At 32.5% G+C, this 17,700-nt stretch carries 16 protein-coding genes and 2 pseudogenes; 5 read left to right on the top strand and 13 right to left on the bottom strand.

Going from position 1 to position 17,700, the window contains the following annotated elements; genetic code table 11:
- Position 1: 1 nt before the first annotated feature.
- From nqrE to AC0L3M_RS14895, 5 genes and pseudogenes are all read right to left on the bottom strand, one after another.
- Positions 2-715 carry an NADH:ubiquinone reductase (Na(+)-transporting) subunit E gene (gene nqrE, locus AC0L3M_RS14915; RefSeq protein WP_473431259.1) on the bottom strand — a complete coding sequence of 238 codons (714 nt, stop codon included), beginning with the start codon at positions 713-715 and terminating at the stop codon, positions 2-4.
- Between the two features lie 7 nt (positions 716-722).
- Positions 723-1,367: an NADH:ubiquinone reductase (Na(+)-transporting) subunit D gene (locus AC0L3M_RS14910; RefSeq protein ID WP_339809152.1), complete on the bottom strand. Its 645-nt coding sequence runs from the start codon at positions 1,365-1,367 to the stop codon at positions 723-725.
- A gap of 2 nt (positions 1,368-1,369) precedes the next feature.
- A complete protein-coding gene (locus tag AC0L3M_RS14905; RefSeq protein WP_473431258.1) occupies positions 1,370-2,131 on the bottom strand; it encodes a Na(+)-translocating NADH-quinone reductase subunit C in 762 nt (253 codons plus the stop codon).
- Between the two features lie 2 nt (positions 2,132-2,133).
- Positions 2,134-3,348, bottom strand: coding sequence for an NADH:ubiquinone reductase (Na(+)-transporting) subunit B (locus tag AC0L3M_RS14900; protein ID WP_473431257.1), 1,215 nt, complete (start codon positions 3,346-3,348; stop codon positions 2,134-2,136).
- A pseudogene (locus tag AC0L3M_RS14895) lies at positions 3,348-4,702 on the bottom strand (Na(+)-translocating NADH-quinone reductase subunit A). Before AC0L3M_RS14895 ends, AC0L3M_RS14900 begins: the two are co-directional and overlap by 1 nt.
- Before the next feature lie 159 nt (positions 4,703-4,861).
- Here AC0L3M_RS14895 and AC0L3M_RS14890 point away from each other — a divergent pair.
- The 3 genes from AC0L3M_RS14890 (at position 4,862) to pruA (ending at position 8,359) form a co-directional block, all read left to right on the top strand.
- Complete coding sequence (locus AC0L3M_RS14890) at positions 4,862-6,112, top strand: type IX secretion system plug protein (RefSeq protein ID WP_473431256.1); 1,251 nt, start codon at positions 4,862-4,864, stop codon at positions 6,110-6,112.
- Positions 6,113-6,200: 88 nt separating this feature from the next.
- Positions 6,201-6,587 (top strand): Co2+/Mg2+ efflux protein ApaG, encoded by a 387-nt coding sequence (gene apaG / locus AC0L3M_RS14885; protein ID WP_145006328.1) that lies wholly within the window; start codon positions 6,201-6,203, stop codon positions 6,585-6,587.
- 143 nt (positions 6,588-6,730) lie between these two features.
- On the top strand, positions 6,731-8,359 hold the full coding sequence (gene pruA / locus AC0L3M_RS14880; protein ID WP_292947142.1) for an L-glutamate gamma-semialdehyde dehydrogenase: 1,629 nt from the start codon (positions 6,731-6,733) through the stop codon (positions 8,357-8,359).
- Positions 8,360-8,443: 84 nt separating this feature from the next.
- Here pruA and gldC read toward each other — a convergent pair whose 3' ends face one another.
- Entirely contained in the window at positions 8,444-8,776 is a 333-nt protein-coding gene (gene gldC, locus AC0L3M_RS14875; protein WP_090841916.1) for a gliding motility protein GldC, read from the bottom strand.
- Positions 8,776-9,737, bottom strand: a pseudogene (gene gldB / locus AC0L3M_RS14870) (gliding motility lipoprotein GldB). Before gldB ends, gldC begins: the two are co-directional and overlap by 1 nt.
- Before the next feature lie 91 nt (positions 9,738-9,828).
- Here gldB and nadE point away from each other — a divergent pair.
- Positions 9,829-10,617: an NAD(+) synthase gene (gene nadE / locus AC0L3M_RS14865; RefSeq protein ID WP_473431255.1), complete on the top strand. Its 789-nt coding sequence runs from the start codon at positions 9,829-9,831 to the stop codon at positions 10,615-10,617.
- A 102-nt stretch (positions 10,618-10,719) separates the two neighbouring features.
- Positions 10,720-11,343 (top strand): response regulator, encoded by a 624-nt coding sequence (locus tag AC0L3M_RS14860; RefSeq protein ID WP_145006316.1) that lies wholly within the window; start codon positions 10,720-10,722, stop codon positions 11,341-11,343.
- Here the strand turns inward: AC0L3M_RS14860 and dnaG are convergent.
- The 6 genes from dnaG to AC0L3M_RS14830 all read right to left on the bottom strand — a co-directional run bounded on the left by dnaG (position 11,338) and on the right by AC0L3M_RS14830 (position 17,672).
- Positions 11,338-13,293, bottom strand: coding sequence for a DNA primase (gene dnaG / locus AC0L3M_RS14855; RefSeq protein ID WP_473431254.1), 1,956 nt, complete (start codon positions 13,291-13,293; stop codon positions 11,338-11,340). The two genes, AC0L3M_RS14860 and dnaG, sit on opposite strands and share 6 nt — an antisense overlap.
- A 239-nt stretch (positions 13,294-13,532) precedes the next feature.
- Positions 13,533-13,868: a hypothetical protein gene (locus AC0L3M_RS14850; RefSeq protein ID WP_145006310.1), complete on the bottom strand. Its 336-nt coding sequence runs from the start codon at positions 13,866-13,868 to the stop codon at positions 13,533-13,535.
- A gap of 177 nt (positions 13,869-14,045) precedes the next feature.
- Complete coding sequence (locus tag AC0L3M_RS14845; protein ID WP_145006307.1) at positions 14,046-14,369, bottom strand: hypothetical protein; 324 nt, start codon at positions 14,367-14,369, stop codon at positions 14,046-14,048.
- Positions 14,370-14,382: 13 nt separating this feature from the next.
- On the bottom strand, positions 14,383-15,357 hold the full coding sequence (locus AC0L3M_RS14840) for a deoxyhypusine synthase family protein (protein WP_473431253.1): 975 nt from the start codon (positions 15,355-15,357) through the stop codon (positions 14,383-14,385).
- Positions 15,347-16,285: an agmatinase gene (gene speB / locus AC0L3M_RS14835; protein ID WP_028284351.1), complete on the bottom strand. Its 939-nt coding sequence runs from the start codon at positions 16,283-16,285 to the stop codon at positions 15,347-15,349. The genes AC0L3M_RS14840 and speB overlap by 11 nt, the downstream gene beginning before the upstream one ends.
- Entirely contained in the window at positions 16,275-17,672 is a 1,398-nt protein-coding gene (locus AC0L3M_RS14830; RefSeq protein ID WP_292947118.1) for a type III PLP-dependent enzyme domain-containing protein, read from the bottom strand. Before AC0L3M_RS14830 ends, speB begins: the two co-directional genes overlap by 11 nt.
- Positions 17,673-17,700: the final 28 nt, after the last annotated feature.

Raw genomic sequence — 17,700 nt, 5'->3', positions numbered from 1 at the left:
GTTACTCTACTATTTTAGTATTGTTAGCTAATTCTTTTGACTCAACAGTTTTAGTCTCTACTTTAACTGTCTTTTCTTTTTTAGGTGCTTCTTCATCTCCTCCAGTCAACATACCTCCAAAACTCAAGAAACCAATTCCCATTAATCCTGTAATGATAAATGTGATTCCTAATCCTCTTAATGGTGCAGGTACATTACTGTATCTAATCTTTTCTCTAATTGCTGCAATTGCAAGAATAGCTAAAAACCAACCAATACCTGAAGAGATTCCATAATTAAATGCTAAACCTAAAGTTTCGATTTCTCTTGACTGCATAAATAATGATCCTCCTAATATTGCACAGTTTACTGCGATAAGTGGTAAGAAAATACCTAAAGAGTTATATAATGATGGCGAAAACTTTTCTACCACTATCTCTACTAATTGTACCATTGTTGCAATGGTAGCGATAAACATAATAAATGATAAGAAACTTAAATCATAATCTGCATACTCTGCTCCTAACCAAGATAGAGCACCTGGTTGTAAAATGTATTGATCTAGTAACCAGTTTAATGGTACTGTAATTGCTAATACAAATATTACTGCTGCACCTAATCCAACAGCTGTTGCTACTTTTTTAGATACTGCTAGGTAAGAGCACATTCCTAAGAATACAGCAAATACCATGTTGTCTATAAAAATCGACTTGAAAAATAATTCTAAATGTTCCATAATATTTTTAGTCTTCGATTAATGCTTTGTTTCTACTACGTTGTACCCAAATGATAAGTCCAACAATTATTAATGCCATTGGAGGCATTAACATAAAACCGTTGTTTTCGTATCCTATTGAATATACTCCTGTTTTCTCGATTGGATCTCCTAATACTGGTATTCCGAATAATGTACCAGACCCTAAAAGTTCTCTAAAAAAACCAACAATTATTAAGATGACTGCATAACCTAAAGAGTTACCAATTCCGTCAAGGAAAGATCTCCAAGGTTTGTTTGCTAAAGCAAAAGCTTCAAAACGTCCCATAATAATACAGTTTGTGATAATTAATCCAACAAATACCGAAAGTGTTTTACTTAACTCATAAGCAAAAGCCTTTAATACTTGATCAACAATAATTACTAAAGCAGCAACTACAATAAGTTGAACAATAATTCGGATTTTAGAAGGTATGATGTTTCTCATTAAAGAGATAACTACGTTTCCTATTCCTAATACAAACATTACAGCAATACCCATTACCAACGACGCTTTTAACTCTGCGGTAATTGCTAAAGCAGAACATATACCTAATACTTGGATTGTAATTGGGTTATTATCTGCTAAAGGATCTGTTATTAACTTTGCGTCTTTTTTTGAAAGTAGTCCCATAATTAATTGCTAGCTAGTTTTTTTAAGTTCTCGAAGTAAGATTGATATAATCTTAAATCTTTTTTAATCATTGCTGTTACACCATCACCTGTGATAGTTGCTCCTGCTAATGCATCAACTTCGTAATCATCTTTAATTTCGTTTTTAGGATCATTATTACCTTTAGCTACAGTAATCCCTTTAAAGACACCTGCGTCAGTTAGTAATTTTTCACCATAAAAATCATCCATGAAGTAACGTTGCTTAATGTTTGCTCCTAAACCAGGTGTTTCTCCTGCGTGGTCAAAAAATGTACCCTGAACAACCATGTTTTCGTCCATTGCAACATAACCCCAAATAGCATCCCAAAGTCCTTTTCCTCTAATTGGTGCGATATAGAATGTTTTACCATCCTTTTCACCAACAAATAAAGGCAAACGTCTTGTTCCTCCTGTTTTAGCTTTAGCTTGTTCTTTTTTGATATCTATTAAATAAGCTTCATTATCTTCCTTAGCTACACCATTTTCAATAACTAATTGCTTAGTAATGTATTTTGAAAAATCTGCTGCAACTTTATCTGTAGAAACAAAAGTTATGTCTCCATCACCTTCGTTACCATTAACTCCCATAGCATACAGAATATTCTGTTGCTTTTCCATTCTTCTGTTTTCAGCAATATTTGGTTTTAAGGTTGCTGCAGTAAAGGCTAATAAAGACCCTACAACAAGCACCATTACAATTGCAAATATTACAGTATATGAATTTTTATCTGTGTTCATTGCCATGATTATGCTGTTTTAACTTTTAAACGTTTCATTCTGCGTTTTACGTTTCCTTGTATTACGTAATGGTCAATAGTTGGTGCAAAGACATTCATTAATAGAATAGCTAAAAACACACCTTCTGGATACGCTGGATTAAATACACGAATCATTATTGAAATGAAACCAATTAAAAATCCATAAATCCATTTACCTTTATTTGTTTGAGATGCTGTTACTGGATCCGTTGCCATGTAAACAGCACCAAATAAAATACTACCAATAATTAAATGTTGCCAAAATGGTACATTCATTAATCCGTAAAATTTGCTAGATTCTCCAATCCACTCAGCAGAAACAACTCCGTTAAATATTAATCCCATTGTTAAAGCACCTATTAAAGTAGACACTATAATTCTCCAGCTTCCAACCTTTGTAAAGATTAAAAATAAAGCTCCAATGATGATTAATAACTTAGACGTTTCTCCAACTGATCCTGGAATAAATCCAAAAAACATATCCATATAATCAATACCTGCTAAACTACTATTTTGTGCATAAGCACCAAGTAATGTTTCTCCTGATATTGCATCTGCAGTACCTGCACGCTCAACCGCTTCATGTACCCAAACTTTATCTCCTGACATCCATGTTGGATATGCAAAAAACAAGAAAGCACGAATGGTTAATGCTGGGTTAAGGATGTTCATCCCTGTTCCTCCAAATACTTCTTTACCGATAACAACACCAAAAATTACTGCTACAGCTAACATCCATAATGGAATATCAACAGGAACAATTAATGGTACTAGCATACCTGTTACTAAGTAACCTTCTTCTACTTCGTGTCCTTTAATTACTGCAAAAATAAACTCTACAATAAGACCAACTCCATAAGATACAATTACCAATGGTAATACTGTCCAAGCTCCAACTACAAAGTTATCCCAAGTGATAAAATTTGCAAATAATGACGCTTCTCTAGTTATACCTGCTGCTGCATCAATAGCTGCATAATGTTGGTAACCTGCATTAAAAATACCAAATATTAAACATGGTATTAATGCCATGATTACAATATTCATTGTACGTTTTAAATCATCTGCTGCCTTAATGTGCGTTCCACCATGAGTGGTTTCATTTGGCAAGTATAAAAAAGTATGAATTGCGTTAAACGCAGGAGCCATCTTGGTCCCTTTATACTTTTCTTTTAAATTATGTAAATTACTTTTTAAGCCCATTATCCTATTTCTTTAAGCATTAAGTCTAAACCTTCTCTAATTATCTTTTGGTGTGGTTGTTTTGACACACATACAAATTCTGTTAAAGCAAAATCTTCTGGTGCTACTTCATACATACCTAAAGCTTCCATTTCGTCTAAATCTTTGTACATACAAGCTTTTAAAATTTGCATTGGAAAGATATCTAGAGGAAATACTTCTTCGTAATTACCTGTAATAACAAAAGCTCTATGCTCACCATTAGTATTGGTATTTAAGTCAAACTTTTTATTTGGTGTTAACCATGAAAAAGTTAAAGCTCTAGAAGTAGAAACTTTATTAAAAACTGGCTTGTTCCATCCAAAAAACTCGTAATCATCACCTTCAGGGATTACAGAAATTGTATTACTATAATAATCTAAATTCCCATCTGGCTTAACTTGTTTTCCTGTTAATACATTTCCAGAAATGATACGATCATTACCGTTTTTATCCACACCATTGTCATAAATCATAGTTGCGATTTCGCTTCCTAATTTAGTTTTGAAATAACGTGGTTTTTTAACTGAAGAACCTACTAAAGCAACAATACGCTCTGCATTAAAGCGTCCTGTTAACAATAACTCACCAATAATAACAAGGTCCTGAGCATTAACTGTCCAAACAACCTCACCTTTATTAACTGGATCTATTTTGTTAATCTGGGTTCCAACATTTCCTGATGGATGCGGACCAGACACCTTGTGCAAAGTTATATCTGAAAGTCCTGCTAATGGCGAATTACCATTTTTTGCAACACTTACATGTACTTTACCATTAGTTAATTTACTTAAAGCAGTAACAGCAGCTTGCAGCTCAGCCTCCTTCCCTTGTAGGACGTAATCTAAATCTGCGACTAAAGGTGCACTTGCATAAGCTGATATAAATATAGCTTTAGGCATGTTTGCAGGATTTGCAATAACATCATATGGACGTTGTTTTACAAAAGCCCAACATCCTGACTCTAATAAACGTGATTTAATAGCTTCAGCATTAGCTGAATTTAAATCTAGCTTACCATAATCCTGAAACGCTTGTTCCTTGTCTGCTTGAATTTTTACTGAAAGTATTTTTCTTTTTCACCACGAGCTACCTCAATAATCTGTCCTGAAACAGGAGATACAAATTTTACAGCTTCATTAGACTTATCGTAAAAAACAGGTTGTCCTGCCTTTACTTTATCGCCTTCTTTAGCCATTAATTTTGGTGTAACTTGATGAAAATCTTCAGGTCTAATTGAATAATAATTGCTAACAATAGCGTTTTCGGTAACCTTTTCGGCTGCTCCGACTAATTTAATATCCAGACCTTTTTTAATCTTAATGTCGTTTGACATATTATAAATCTATTGGTTAATAGTTATACTGATTGTGATTTTTATAGGCTTAAAAATCCGTGCAAATTTAATAATAAATAGATAATTAATTGACTATTTATAAAGAAAAACTTTTAGGTATAGATTTTGTTTATCTTTGTTATATAAAACTGCCTACAAATGCTTAATAACATTAAACATATTTTTTTAACTTTTTTAATCACTACTGTTAGCTTTGCACAAGTTAAAGAAATAATACCGCCTGATTATGTAAAGTCAATCTATTTTAATGGAGGAACATCAGAAAGTCAATTACCAATCATTCCACTTGGTCAACCTTTACTTTTAGAATTTGACGTATTAAATGGTAATGAAGATGATTATTATTACGAGATTAAGCACTATAATTTTGATTGGACGCCTTCCATATTAGTTGAGTCAGAATATTTAGATGGTTTTGACGAACAACGTATTAGAGAATACGAAAACTCTTTTAACACTTTACAAACTTTTTCTCATTATAAAGTTAGCATTCCAAACCAATTTACAAAAAGCATTAAACTTACCGGAAACTATATTATCACTATTTATGATGATTATGATGATATTATTTTTAGCCGAAAATTTATGGTATACCAACAACAAGCTAATGTTGGCCTACAAATTAGACGCTCTCGTGACGTTTCAACAATCGAACAAAAACAATCTGTAGACATCACAATAAGTTCGGGTCAATTACAATTTGTAAATCCTACCGAGACTGTAAAAACTGTAATAATTCAAAATAACAATTTAAAAACCGCTATTACGGATTTAAAACCTCAATATATTTTAGGTAACGAGTTAAGCTACAGATACAATGAAGCCTCTAGCTTTTTTGGAGGCAATGAGTTTTTAAGTTTTGAAAACAAAGAAATACGAGCAGCAAATAATGGCGTACAATATATTAGCTTAGAAGATCTATATCAAACCTATTTATACACCAACACCTCTCGCGCTGACCTAGAATACACCTACAATCCAGATATAAATGGAAACTTTTTTATAACAGCTTTAAACTCGGACAAACCAGAAACCGAAGCAGATTATGCTTGGGTACATTTTGCTTTACAATATCCAACTATTGAAGAAGGTCAATCCATTCATGTTTATGGAAATTTTAATAATTATGATATTGAACCACAAACTAAACTTGAACATTATGAAGAAGAAGGTGTTTACAGTATTGCTATAAAATTAAAGCAAGGTTTTTATAATTATAAATATGCAATTGTTGATAAAAATGGCAACATAGACGAACATACTATTGGAGGTAGCTTTTGGCAAACAGAGAACAACTATAAAGTTTTAGTGTATTACAAAGAATTAGGAGCTAGATATGACAAAATTATTGGTTTAGGCGAAGCTAATTCGGTTGGGATTACCAATTAACACTCATTAAAAGTAAGTTTTATCCCATTATATCGACCAAATAAATATATAATTTTCTTATTTTTACAATAAGCAACTACATACTAACATGGTACAACAAGTTACAAAAGGGATAAAAATATCCGTAGACACTAAATTTGAAGGCACGTTTTATAAAAACTATAAAATTAACTTTGCTTTTGGATATGACGTAACCATTGAAAACCAAAGTAAGGATGTTGTCCAGCTTAATGCTAGACATTGGACTATTTTGGATGCACTTAATAATATTGAGATTGTAGCAGGAGAAGGCGTAATTGGACAAAAACCAGTATTACAACCTGGTGAGAGCCACACCTACTCTTCTGGCTGTTTACTTACCTCTCCATTTGGAGCCATGAAAGGTTTTTACAGTATGATAAATTACTCAACAGCTAAAAACTTTGAAGTCATTATTCCTACTTTTAAATTAAGCGCTCCATTTGCACTTAACTAAAACTACACACTCTGATTCTTTCTATATAAAAGAACCATTCTTCCTTTAACTACAAATATTTTACGGTTTTACTAACCGTAATAACCCAACAAAAAATTGTAACTTTGTAGTATTATTTTTAAACTAAAAACACAACACTTATCATGGGAAAAGGATTTTTCAATGTACCAATTGCGGTGAATGAACCTGTAAAAAGTTACGCTCCTGGCTCTCCAGAAAGAGCAGCAGTTTTAGACGCTTATAAAACAATGTTTAACAGCAAAATTGATGTACCTATGTACATTAATGGACAAGATGTTACAACAGAAAAAACACATACAATGTCTCCTCCACATGACCATAAACATGTTGTTGGAACACACGCTATTGCGGAAAAAAAACATATTGACCAAGCAATATCAACTGCTTTAGAAGCTAGAACAGCTTGGGCAGACACACCTTGGGAACATAGAGCTGGAATCTTTTTAAAAGCAGCCGAATTAATCGCAGGTCCTTACAGAGCAAAGATTAATGCTGCTACAATGATAGCACAATCAAAAACTGTACACCAAGCAGAAATCGATGCTGCTTGTGAGCTAATTGACTTTTTACGTTTTAACGTACAGTACATGACAGAGATTTATCATGACCAACCAGAAAGCACAAGTGATGCCTGGAACCGTCTAGAATACAGACCTCTTGAAGGCTTTGTATATGCTGTAACACCTTTTAACTTTACTGCAATTGCTGGAAACTTACCTGCTTGTATGGCATTAATGGGTAACGTTGTTGTATGGAAGCCAAGTGATTCTCAAATATATTCTGCTAAAGTAATCATGGATGTATTTAAAGAAGCAGGTGTACCTGCAGGTGTAATTAACGTTGTATTTGGTGACCCAGTCATGATTACAGATACCGTTTTAGCTAGTCCAGATTTCTCTGGTTTACACTTTACAGGTTCTACTTATGTATTTAAAGAGTTATGGAAACAAATAGGTAACAACATACACAACTATAAAACGTATCCTAAAATTGTTGGAGAAACAGGAGGAAAAGATTTTATAGTTGCACATAAAACTGCACATCCAAAACAAGTAGCTACTGCAATTGTAAGAGGTGCTTTTGAGTTTCAAGGACAAAAATGTAGTGCAGCCTCTAGAGCTTATGTTTCGAAAAGTATTTGGAACGAGGTTAAAGGTTATGTAATTGAAGATGTTAACTCATTTAAAATGGGATCTCCAGAAGATTTAAGCAACTTTGTTACTGCTGTAATCCATGAAGGATCTTTTGATAAGTTAGCTAAATATATAGATCAAGCTAAAGCAGATAGTAATGTAGAAATTATTGTTGGAGGAAACCACGACAAAACTAAAGGTTACTTTATCGAGCCTACAGTTATTGTTACTGAAGACCCTAACTATACTACAATGCGTGAAGAGTTATTTGGTCCAGTAATGACAATTTATGTCTATGATGATGATAAATTTACTGAAACATTAACATTAGTTGATCAAACAAGCGAGTATGCTTTAACTGGAGCAATTTTAGCACAAGACAGATACGCAGTTGTACAAGCAACCAAAGCGTTACAAAACTGTGCTGGAAACTTCTATATTAATGACAAACCAACAGGTGCTGTTGTTGGACAACAACCATTTGGAGGTGCAAGAGCATCTGGAACAAATGATAAAGCTGGTAGCGCTTTAAACTTATTACGTTGGGTATCTCCAAGAATGATTAAAGAAACTTTTGTAACTCCTGTAGATTACAGATATCCTTTTTTAGGAGAATAGTACTTTAACTATACTATCACACATAAAAAAACGCGGACCAAATGGTTCGCGTTTTTTGTTCTATTCACTTTAGTAAAAATAAATTTACTTTTTAAGCTCTAATTTTTCTGCAAAGTAATCACAAAAATCTTTCATTGTAGCAGTCATTTTTTCGTCCTGAGTTGCTCTATTAAAAGTATCACTCATAGCTACTAATGTTTGATGAAAAAACACTTTCATTTCATCCACTGGCATATCCTTTGTCCATAAGTCAATTCTTAAAGATTCCTGCGCTACATTATCCCAAACGGATAGCATCATTGCTTTAGCTTCAGCATTTTTAATACCTCCATCTTGTGCTGTCCAATTTAATTTTTCAGGCACTCTGTTTTCGTCTAACTCTACTTTTAAAGTTATTTCTGATGTTATTTTAGCCATTACTGTCTTGGTTTATATTTAGATTTATTAAATACGATTTGTGCTGGAGTATTAAGCAACTCTGTTAATGTAACAGAGTTATTATCCATGTAGGCTTTTACAATTTGCCAGCCAACAAATTGCCCTACTTTACCTGGTGACTCATTATCTATTTCTGCTAAATAAAATTTTGAGAAAGGTGCTGGATTGATAAAACGATTAGGTAATTTAGAGTCTGTGCTGTACAACAACTCTTTGTCAATAAAGTATTGCCAAATTTGCTCTTGATTGGCATATACCCAATCTAATTGCAATTGTGTGTATCCTATTTTTTGAGCATCAGTTTTAAATGGTATAATCTTATCTTTTATATACAAAAGCTTCCCTGAATAGATCATCTCTTCTAACAGGTTTGTACGTTTAGAGTTTAGCACCATCTTCTCTGCATAAGCATTTGCCAAGTCTACGACTATCTGATCCGCAGTCATGTTAGCAGAAATATAAGTTTGTAAGCCTTGATAAAAAAATGATCTGACCCTAAAAAGGTATCTAACTCTAAAATAGCAATAGTATCTGTTACAATTACCTTGTTGCGGTAATCAACATCAGAAGTCGATGTGATAACTCTAGGCGTCTTAAAATTTGGAAAATAATACTTTAAGTGTTTAAACAATTGCTTAATTTCCTGCGTTTCTGTTTTTAAGTCTGGAAATATTTTAATAGTCTCTTCGCTTAATTGATTTTGCAAAGTATCATTCATTTTTTGTATCCAAAATTGGTCGTCAAACTGTTTAGGAAACATAAATGGATAAGCCATTTTTAATTGCGGTAAATCTTCTGGCTTAGCTTCCGCGAAAGCGATATCAAAACGCTCTACAGCAAGATTTATATCAATCTTAGCTATTTTGGCTGCTTCTTTATTATCATCTTGACAAGAAAACAATGTAAAAAACAATGATATTATTAAAATGAATACTCTCATAAAACTTAAGGTCTCTTAATTTTTATTACTAAAGGGATTACTTTATTTTTGTTAGGCAAAGGTACTATACTTTGCTTTAAATTCTTTGATTATGCAAACAGAAAAAGTTGTAAAACATATTGTAGATTGGTTAAAAACATATGCTAATAACGCAAAAGTAAATGGTTTTGTTGTAGGTATTTCTGGCGGAATTGACAGTGCTGTAACCTCTACCCTTTGTGCACAAACTGGTTTAAAGGTGCTTTGTGTTGAAATGCCTATACATCAGGCTGCCAGTCACGTCTCTAGAGGTCAAGAACATATTGAGCAATTAAAAAAACGTTATCCCAATGTGGAAGGGATTATATCTGACCTAACACCTGTTTTTGAAGAGTTTAAAACAGAAGTATCCCTAGAAGGTAAAAAAGAAGTGGTGGATATGGCTCTTGCCAATACACGTGCAAGATTACGTATGACGACATTATATTATCACGCTGGTTTACTAGGTTTATTAGTTGCTGGTACTGGAAATAAAGTAGAAGATTTTGGTGTTGGGTTTTACACAAAGTATGGTGATGGTGGAGTAGATTTAAGTCCTATTGCAGATTTAATGAAAAGTGAAGTGTATAAGTTAGGTGAATTTTTAAATGTTCCAGAATCCATAATTAAAGCTGCACCTAGTGATGGTTTATTTGGAGATGCACGAAGTGACGAAGACCAAATTGGTGCATCTTACCCAGAATTAGAATGGGCTATGAAAATGAAAGATGAAGGGAAAACTATATCTGACTTTGAAGGAAGAAAATTAGAAGTCTTTAAAATATTTAAACGATACAATACCAACAACTTACACAAAATGGTTGCAATTCCTGTCTGTAATATCCCTAAAGATTTAATCTAATAGTCCGTAATCCTATAATTTTATATACCTTTACGACGCTATTATTATTTCTATAACTCAAGTCTTTTTTTAATTAAAAAGGCCCTAAAAAACTAATTGACCATGGTTAAACTAATGGTTGCGGATAATCATCCTATAGTAACTAAAGGATTAGAATTGGTATTTGCTAACTCTAGAGACATAAAATTTGTCGCATCGGTTGCAGATGGCGAAGCTATTTTTGACGCACTAAAACAGTACACAACAGACATCTTAATTTGCGAAATTGACTTACCTAAACTTAATGGTATAAGTGTATTACGTCGCATTAAAAAAGAAAACCCAGAAGTAAAAGTTATTATTTACAGCGCACAGCAAGAAGAAGTTTATGCTGTAAGTGCTATTAAAGCTGGAGCAGATGGCTATGTTAACAAATCCACTGACTTACTAACTTTAAAAGATGCTATAATGAAAGTGTATTTGGGCGGACTTTACATAAGCCCAAATTTATCTAGAAAAATAGCATTGGATAAAAACAGTGGAAAAAGTAATTACTACAAAAAACTATCTACAAGAGAGGTTGAAGTTTTAAAGCTTTTATCTAACGGTAGACGTAACAAAGAAATTGCTGAGGAATTACAGATTAATGAAAAAACGGTTAGTACCTATCGTGCTAGGCTAATGAAAAAGCTTAATGTAACTAACTTAATTGATTTAGTAAACCAAGCAAAAAGTTTAGATCTATAAAGCTCTATTTAGCTTTCTTGACAACAACATTTTTAAACCTGAGTAATCCTTGACTTCTTCAAGGATTTCTCGGTTTATAGTGTTTTTATCTTCTAATGTTTCTTTTTGAAACTGTAATACTTTTTGATCAATTAAAAAGCAACGTAAAGTCAAAATTGTCTCGCTAACTAATTGCGCAACAGAGTCTATTTTTGTTTTTGGAAAAATATTATTACGATGCCAGTCCGATAACGCATAACGCTCATCCTCCATTAAAATAGATGTGATTTCTGAGGCTAAAACAGGATCTATTGTGTTAATAATGCTTTCTATTTTAAATTCTGGATTTTGATTTAAAGCTTCAATTATTGCAAAATAAATATCTTTAAACTGTGGGTTTAAAAATTCCATTTCGTCTTCTTGTAAGTCTAAGTATATTTTTTCAAACACTTTAGCTTCTTGCACAACTGGTTCTAACTCTAACTGACCATTGTCTGCTTCTTTTAAAACTAAGTCCTCAAAATCTTCTTTTCTGTTTCCGTAAAGTAGTAGTATCTCAATAATTTTTCGCTCTAAGGTATATTGCACATCAACCTTTTTAACTGCTGGTTGACTTTTAATAACTTCAAAAGCTTGCGGGTTTTGAGGTTGTTTTACTGCTTCATTTTGCTCTTTATTAGTCATTTGAGCTAGAGTAGAAAATAAAACCTCTTCACTTATATCCATTATCCTTGCGCACTCTTGGATGTAAATTTCTGTTTTAATTCTATCCGGAATTTTAGCAATACTATTTACAATATCTCTAATGGTTTCGGCCTTTTTAATTGGATCGTTTTTAGCACTTTCATATAAAACCGAAGCTTTAAACTGGATAAAATCCTTAGCATTTTGATCTAAATAGGCTGTTAGCTCCTCTAATGTATTTGATTTTGCAAAGCTATCTGGATCCTCTCCTTCTGGAAACGTACAAACCTTAACATTCATCCCTTGCTCTAGGATTAAATCTATACCTCTTAAAGAGGCTCTCATACCTGCAGCATCACCATCAAATAAAACAGTAATGTTTTTTGTTAAACGGTTAATTAATCTAATTTGGTCACTAGTTAAGGCTGTACCAGAACTAGAAACTACATTTTTAATTCCTGTTTGATGAAATTGGATTACATCTGTATAACCTTCTACTAAATAACAATTATCCTCCTTTGCAATGGATTGTTTAGCATGATAAATACCATATAAGACTTTACTTTTATGATACAAGTCGCTTTCTGGACTGTTTAAATATTTAGCAGCTTTTTTATCATTAGTTAAAATACGACCACCAAATCCTAAAACACGACCACTCATACTTTGTATAGGAAACAAAACACGTCCTTTAAAACGGTCAAACTGCTTAGTCTCCTTTACTATAGTTAGTCCTGTAGCCTCTAAAAACTCTAAATTATATCCTTTTTTTAAGGCTGCATCTGTAAAGGCACTCCATTGATCTAAACTGTAACCAAGTTCAAACTTTTTAATAGTTTCTGTTGTAAAACCTCGCTCCTTAAAATAACTTAATCCTATTGCTTTACCTTGATCTGTATTATGTAGTGTGTTTTGAAAATAACTGCTAGCAAACTCACTAACTAAATATAAGCTTTCACGTTTATCTTGCGCTTGTTTTTGCTCGTTAGACTGCTCTGTTTCTTCTATTTCAATATTATACTTTTTAGCTAAATATTTAATAGCTTCGGGATAGGTAAAATGTTCATGCTCCATTAAAAAAGCAACGACGTTTCCTCCTTTTCCACTTGAAAAATCTTTCCAGATTTGCTTAACTGGCGACACCACAAAACTTGGAGAACGTTCTTCTGAAAAAGGACTTAATCCTTTAAAATTACTTCCTGCTTTTTTCAGCTGAACAAAATCACCAATAACCTCTTCCAGTCTGGCTGTTTCATATACTTGGTCTATGGTAGATTTTGTAATCAAGATTAAATTTTATTGAATTTTTAGAATGTAAAAGTAATACAAAATAAGACGTTTTTCAATTCAGAAACTTTTAAGTTTTGACGTTTTTAGAATTAAATAAGTTTGAAACTGCGTTAATAATACTAATTTTTTAAACCTTTAAACCTAAATAGCATTGGGAAACATATAATTAGTTTTAAAGCAAAAAAAACCGGAATATGTTCCGGTTTTTCATTTTATTTTAAGTAAAACAACTATTTCTAGTCATTAACGCTTAACTTAGTTATAGTTAAATACTCTACTTCTTCGTCATCACCTTCATCATTTACAATCATTTCTTTTTCTTTCTCGTAAGTGATAGTAAAGCTTGTACCAATTAACTCATCAGAATCAAGATCAAAGTTTTCAAAAACATCTTCTGAAAGATAGTTAAATTCCATTTTTTCTGTCTTATCACCTTTAGTGATTGTAAATACGTAATTAGTATCCTCTACACCATCATAAACTCCAGATACTACTTGATTTTTTGAAATTGTAAAAGAACTTAAAGTTAGGCTTAAAAAAGCAATTGTTAAAACTAAAATTTTTGTTTTCATTTTAATACTATATTAAAGTTGATATTGTGTTAATGGGTTTCGGATTTTAGCCACCTCAAGTCCGAATCTGCTTTTAGTATTGTTTTCCTTAAAAACAATAACACGTGGTTTTACTTTAAATACGTTTAGTACTATCTGTTTAGATTATGAAACTATTTTTTTTAGTTTAATTTTTTTTTAAAAATCGTGATCTTGCTCTTCACTTTCTTCTAATTGAGGGTCTTGTACTGCTTCTGGATCATCATCTTCAAAATCCTCGTAGTCATCCTCATCGTAGTTTTCCATTGTTTTTACCAATTTAGTACTAACCTTAACTAGATATTTAGTATCTTCTGTAGTTACTTCTACAGCTTCAATTAACTCGTTTTTAGCGTTTCTAAATTCGATAATATGATCTTCATCGTATCCTTCTGGATATTTATCCACTAACAGCTTTAAAATTTCTGGTGTTAGCTTTTTAAAATCAACAATGACGCGTTTTAAATTGTCTGGCTTTTTCATTTTTTTATAGCAATTATAATCCTAATATATATGCAAAGATAAGTGGTGCAACAATTGTTGCGTCACTTTCAACAATAAATTTTGGTGTATCAATATCTAATTTACCCCAAGTAATTTTCTCGTTTGGAACTGCTCCAGAATACGATCCATAACTTGTAGTTGAGTCGCTAATTTGACAAAAATAGCTCCAAAAAGGTGTCTCTGTACGCTCCATATCTTGATACAACATTGGCACCACGCATATTGGAAAATCTCCTGCAATACCTCCACCTATTTGGAAAAATCCGATTCCTTTTTGAGAGTTGTCTGTGTACCAGTCTGCAAGAAAGGTCATGTACTCAATCCCAGATTTCATTGTGCTTGCTTTAAGTTCTCCTTTTAATACATAACTAGCAAAAATATTACCCATTGTACTGTCTTCCCAACCTGGACATACTATTGGTAAGTTTTTTTCTGCTGCAGCATACATCCAAGAGTCTTTTAAATCAATCTCATAATACTCCTCTAAAACACCTGATAATAACATTTTGTACATATATTCATGCGGTAAATAACGCTCGCCATTTGCTTCTGCATCTTTCCATATTTTTTCTATATGGTGTTGTAAGCGTCTAAATGCTTCGTGTTCTGGAATACAAGTATCTGTAACACGGTTAAGTCCTTTTTCTAACAAGTCCCATTCTTCTTGAGGCGTTAAATCACGATAATTAGGTACACGCTTGTAATGTGAATGTGCAACTAAATTCATTATATCTTCTTCAAGATTTGCTCCTGTACAAGAAATAATATGCACTTTATCTTGTCTAATCATTTCTGCAAAACTTTTACCAAGTTCAGCAGTACTCATAGCTCCTGCTAATGACACTAACATTTTAGCTCCATTATCCAATTGCGTTTCATACCCTTTTGCTGCATCAACTAAAGCTGCTGCATTAAAGTGTAAATAATGGTGTTGAATAAATTGTGATATTGGTCCTTTAGTACTCATCGTCTTCGTTAAATTTTGAACTATTATTTTTTTGTTTGTTACTGTCGTAAGTATTGTCATACTCGTCCTCTACACCTTGATCCATAAACTTATAGCTTAGCATTTTATAGTATAATTTTGCTGCTAAAAAGTCTGATGATTTGTCAACTGTGTTTGGACATAACTCTACTATATCAAAACCTACTACATTTTTTTCTTCAAATACTTGTTTTAAAAACTCTAAGGTCTCATACCATAATAAACCACCAGGTTCTGGTGTACCTGTACTTGGCATAATTGATGGGTCAAACGCGTCTAAATCTATGGTAATAAATACATTGTCCGTCATTTGATCAATTGCACTATCCATCCATGTATCATCAACAGCCATCTCGTGTGCGAAGTATGTTTTTTCTTCGTCCATAACTGTTTTTTCAATAGCATCCATAGATCTAATTCCAACTTGAATTAAATTAGTGGTTTGACTAGCTTCATAAACAGCACAAGCGTGATTACATTTAGAGCCTTCATACTCTTTACGTAAATCTGCATGTGCATCTAATTGTAACACAGTTAAGCTAGGAAACATCTCGTTAAAGGCACGAATAGTACCTATAGATACTGAGTGTTCTCCTCCAAAAATGGTTACAAATTTATTTTTTTTAATATACTTTTTTGTTGCTTGATGTACTGCCTCAACCATAGCTTCTGGCGAGCTATTTTCTGAAACAGGATCTGCTAAAAAGACACCTTGTTGATAAACTTCGGTATCGGTTTCGATATCATAAAGTTCCATATTCTCTGAAGCATTTAAAAAAGCTTCTGGGCCTTTATCTGCTCCTTTTTGCCATGTACTTGTCCCATCATAAGGAACAGGAATTAAGACAATTTTTGCTTGTTCTAATTTTGCTAATTCTTCTGGAATACCAGCATAAGTTTTACTTTGCATAGCCTAAAATTTTAAGTAAGTCTTCACTTTTTTGTTGTTCTGAAAATAATGTTTTGGTGATGTTACCATCTTCGTCTTTGTCTATTAAAATATGTTTTGGTGACGGAATCAAACAATGTTGTAATCCTCCAAAACCACCTATAGTTTCTTGATAGGCTCCTGTATTAAAAAAGCCTATATATAATGGTTTGTCTTTATTGTATTTTGGTAAATAGATGGCATTCATGTGCTGCTCACTGTTGTAATAATCGTCACTATCACATGTTAATCCACCTAATAAAACACGCTCATAAGAGTCATTCCAGCGGTTTATGGCTAACATTATAAAACGTTTATTTATAGCCCAAGTATCTGGTAATGTTGTAATAAAAGAAGAGTTAATCATGTTCCACTTTTCACGATCGTTTTGTTGCTTTTGGTATAATATCTCGTAAATTGCGCCTCCACTTTCTCCTACTGTAAAACTTCCAAACTCTGTAAATATGTTTGGTACATCTACTTCTTCGTCTTCACAAGTTTGTTGAATTTGATTAATAATTTCATCGATCATATACTCGTAATCAAAATCAAACGCTAACGAGTTTTTAATTGGAAAACCTCCTCCAATATTTAAACTATCTAAACTTGGACAAATCTTTTTTAAGCTTGTGTACACTTTTAAACACTTTAATAATTCATTCCAATAATAGGCATTATCTCTAATCCCTGTATTGATAAAAAAGTGAAGCATTTTAAGCTCAATCTTAGGATTGTCTTTTATTTGATTTTTGAAAAAAGGTACAATGTTTTTATACCCAATACCTAATCTAGAAGTGTAAAATTCAAATTTAGGTTCTTCTTCAGATGCTATTCTAATACCAACTTTAAAGTTACCTTCGATTTGTTCTGACAACAATTCTATCTCCTCATAATTATCAATAATCGGAATACAGTTTTCCTGACCACCATTAATTAATCTAGCAATATTTGTAACGTATTGGTCACGTTTAAAACCGTTACTTATTACAAATGTTTTATTTGTTATTTTACCTTCTTTTTTTAAATTTTCAACAATGTCAATATCAAAAGCCGAAGAGGTCTCTATATGTATATCATTTTTTAAAGCTTCATTTAAAACATGTTTAAAGTGCGAGCTTTTTGTACAATAACAATAGTTATAATTCCCTTTATAATCATGCTTTTTAATAGCATCACTAAACCATGATTTAGCGCGTTGTATGTTATTAGAGATTTGTGGTAGGTACGTAAATTTTAATGGTGCACCATACTCTTCTACTAACTCCATTAAGTTGATGTCGTGAAATTGTAGGGTTTTTTCCTCTAGTTTAAATTCTGGTTGAGGAAAATCAAAGGTTTGACTTATTAAGTCTATGTATTTTGTATTCATTATTTTGTTTAGAAATTACTTTAAAGAT

Source organism: Olleya sp. KJ81-1 (assembly GCF_055808135.1).
The sequence above is the reverse complement of the archived record's forward strand: the minus strand, read 5'-3'. Positions and strand labels throughout refer to the sequence as shown.

What these genes read in the sequence shown, in the direction of transcription:
- AC0L3M_RS14840 (WP_473431253.1), bottom strand. Translation starts at nt 15,357, where the DNA reads ATGAGTACTAAAGGACCAATATCACAATTTATTCAACACCATTATTTA.
- AC0L3M_RS14845 (WP_145006307.1), bottom strand. Translation starts at nt 14,369, where the DNA reads ATGAAAAAGCCAGACAATTTAAAACGCGTCATTGTTGATTTTAAAAAG.
- AC0L3M_RS14905 (WP_473431258.1), bottom strand. Translation starts at nt 2,131, where the DNA reads ATGGCAATGAACACAGATAAAAATTCATATACTGTAATATTTGCAATT.
- pruA (WP_292947142.1), top strand. Translation starts at nt 6,731, where the DNA reads ATGGGAAAAGGATTTTTCAATGTACCAATTGCGGTGAATGAACCTGTA.
- apaG (WP_145006328.1), top strand. Translation starts at nt 6,201, where the DNA reads ATGGTACAACAAGTTACAAAAGGGATAAAAATATCCGTAGACACTAAA.
- AC0L3M_RS14910 (WP_339809152.1), bottom strand. Translation starts at nt 1,367, where the DNA reads ATGGGACTACTTTCAAAAAAAGACGCAAAGTTAATAACAGATCCTTTA.
- AC0L3M_RS14900 (WP_473431257.1), bottom strand. Translation starts at nt 3,348, where the DNA reads ATGGGCTTAAAAAGTAATTTACATAATTTAAAAGAAAAGTATAAAGGG.
- speB (WP_028284351.1), bottom strand. Translation starts at nt 16,285, where the DNA reads ATGCAAAGTAAAACTTATGCTGGTATTCCAGAAGAATTAGCAAAATTA.
- AC0L3M_RS14850 (WP_145006310.1), bottom strand. Translation starts at nt 13,868, where the DNA reads ATGAAAACAAAAATTTTAGTTTTAACAATTGCTTTTTTAAGCCTAACT.
- AC0L3M_RS14860 (WP_145006316.1), top strand. Translation starts at nt 10,720, where the DNA reads ATGGTTAAACTAATGGTTGCGGATAATCATCCTATAGTAACTAAAGGA.
- gldC (WP_090841916.1), bottom strand. Translation starts at nt 8,776, where the DNA reads ATGGCTAAAATAACATCAGAAATAACTTTAAAAGTAGAGTTAGACGAA.
- AC0L3M_RS14890 (WP_473431256.1), top strand. Translation starts at nt 4,862, where the DNA reads ATGCTTAATAACATTAAACATATTTTTTTAACTTTTTTAATCACTACT.
- nadE (WP_473431255.1), top strand. Translation starts at nt 9,829, where the DNA reads ATGCAAACAGAAAAAGTTGTAAAACATATTGTAGATTGGTTAAAAACA.
- nqrE (WP_473431259.1), bottom strand. Translation starts at nt 715, where the DNA reads ATGGAACATTTAGAATTATTTTTCAAGTCGATTTTTATAGACAACATG.
- AC0L3M_RS14830 (WP_292947118.1), bottom strand. Translation starts at nt 17,672, where the DNA reads ATGAATACAAAATACATAGACTTAATAAGTCAAACCTTTGATTTTCCT.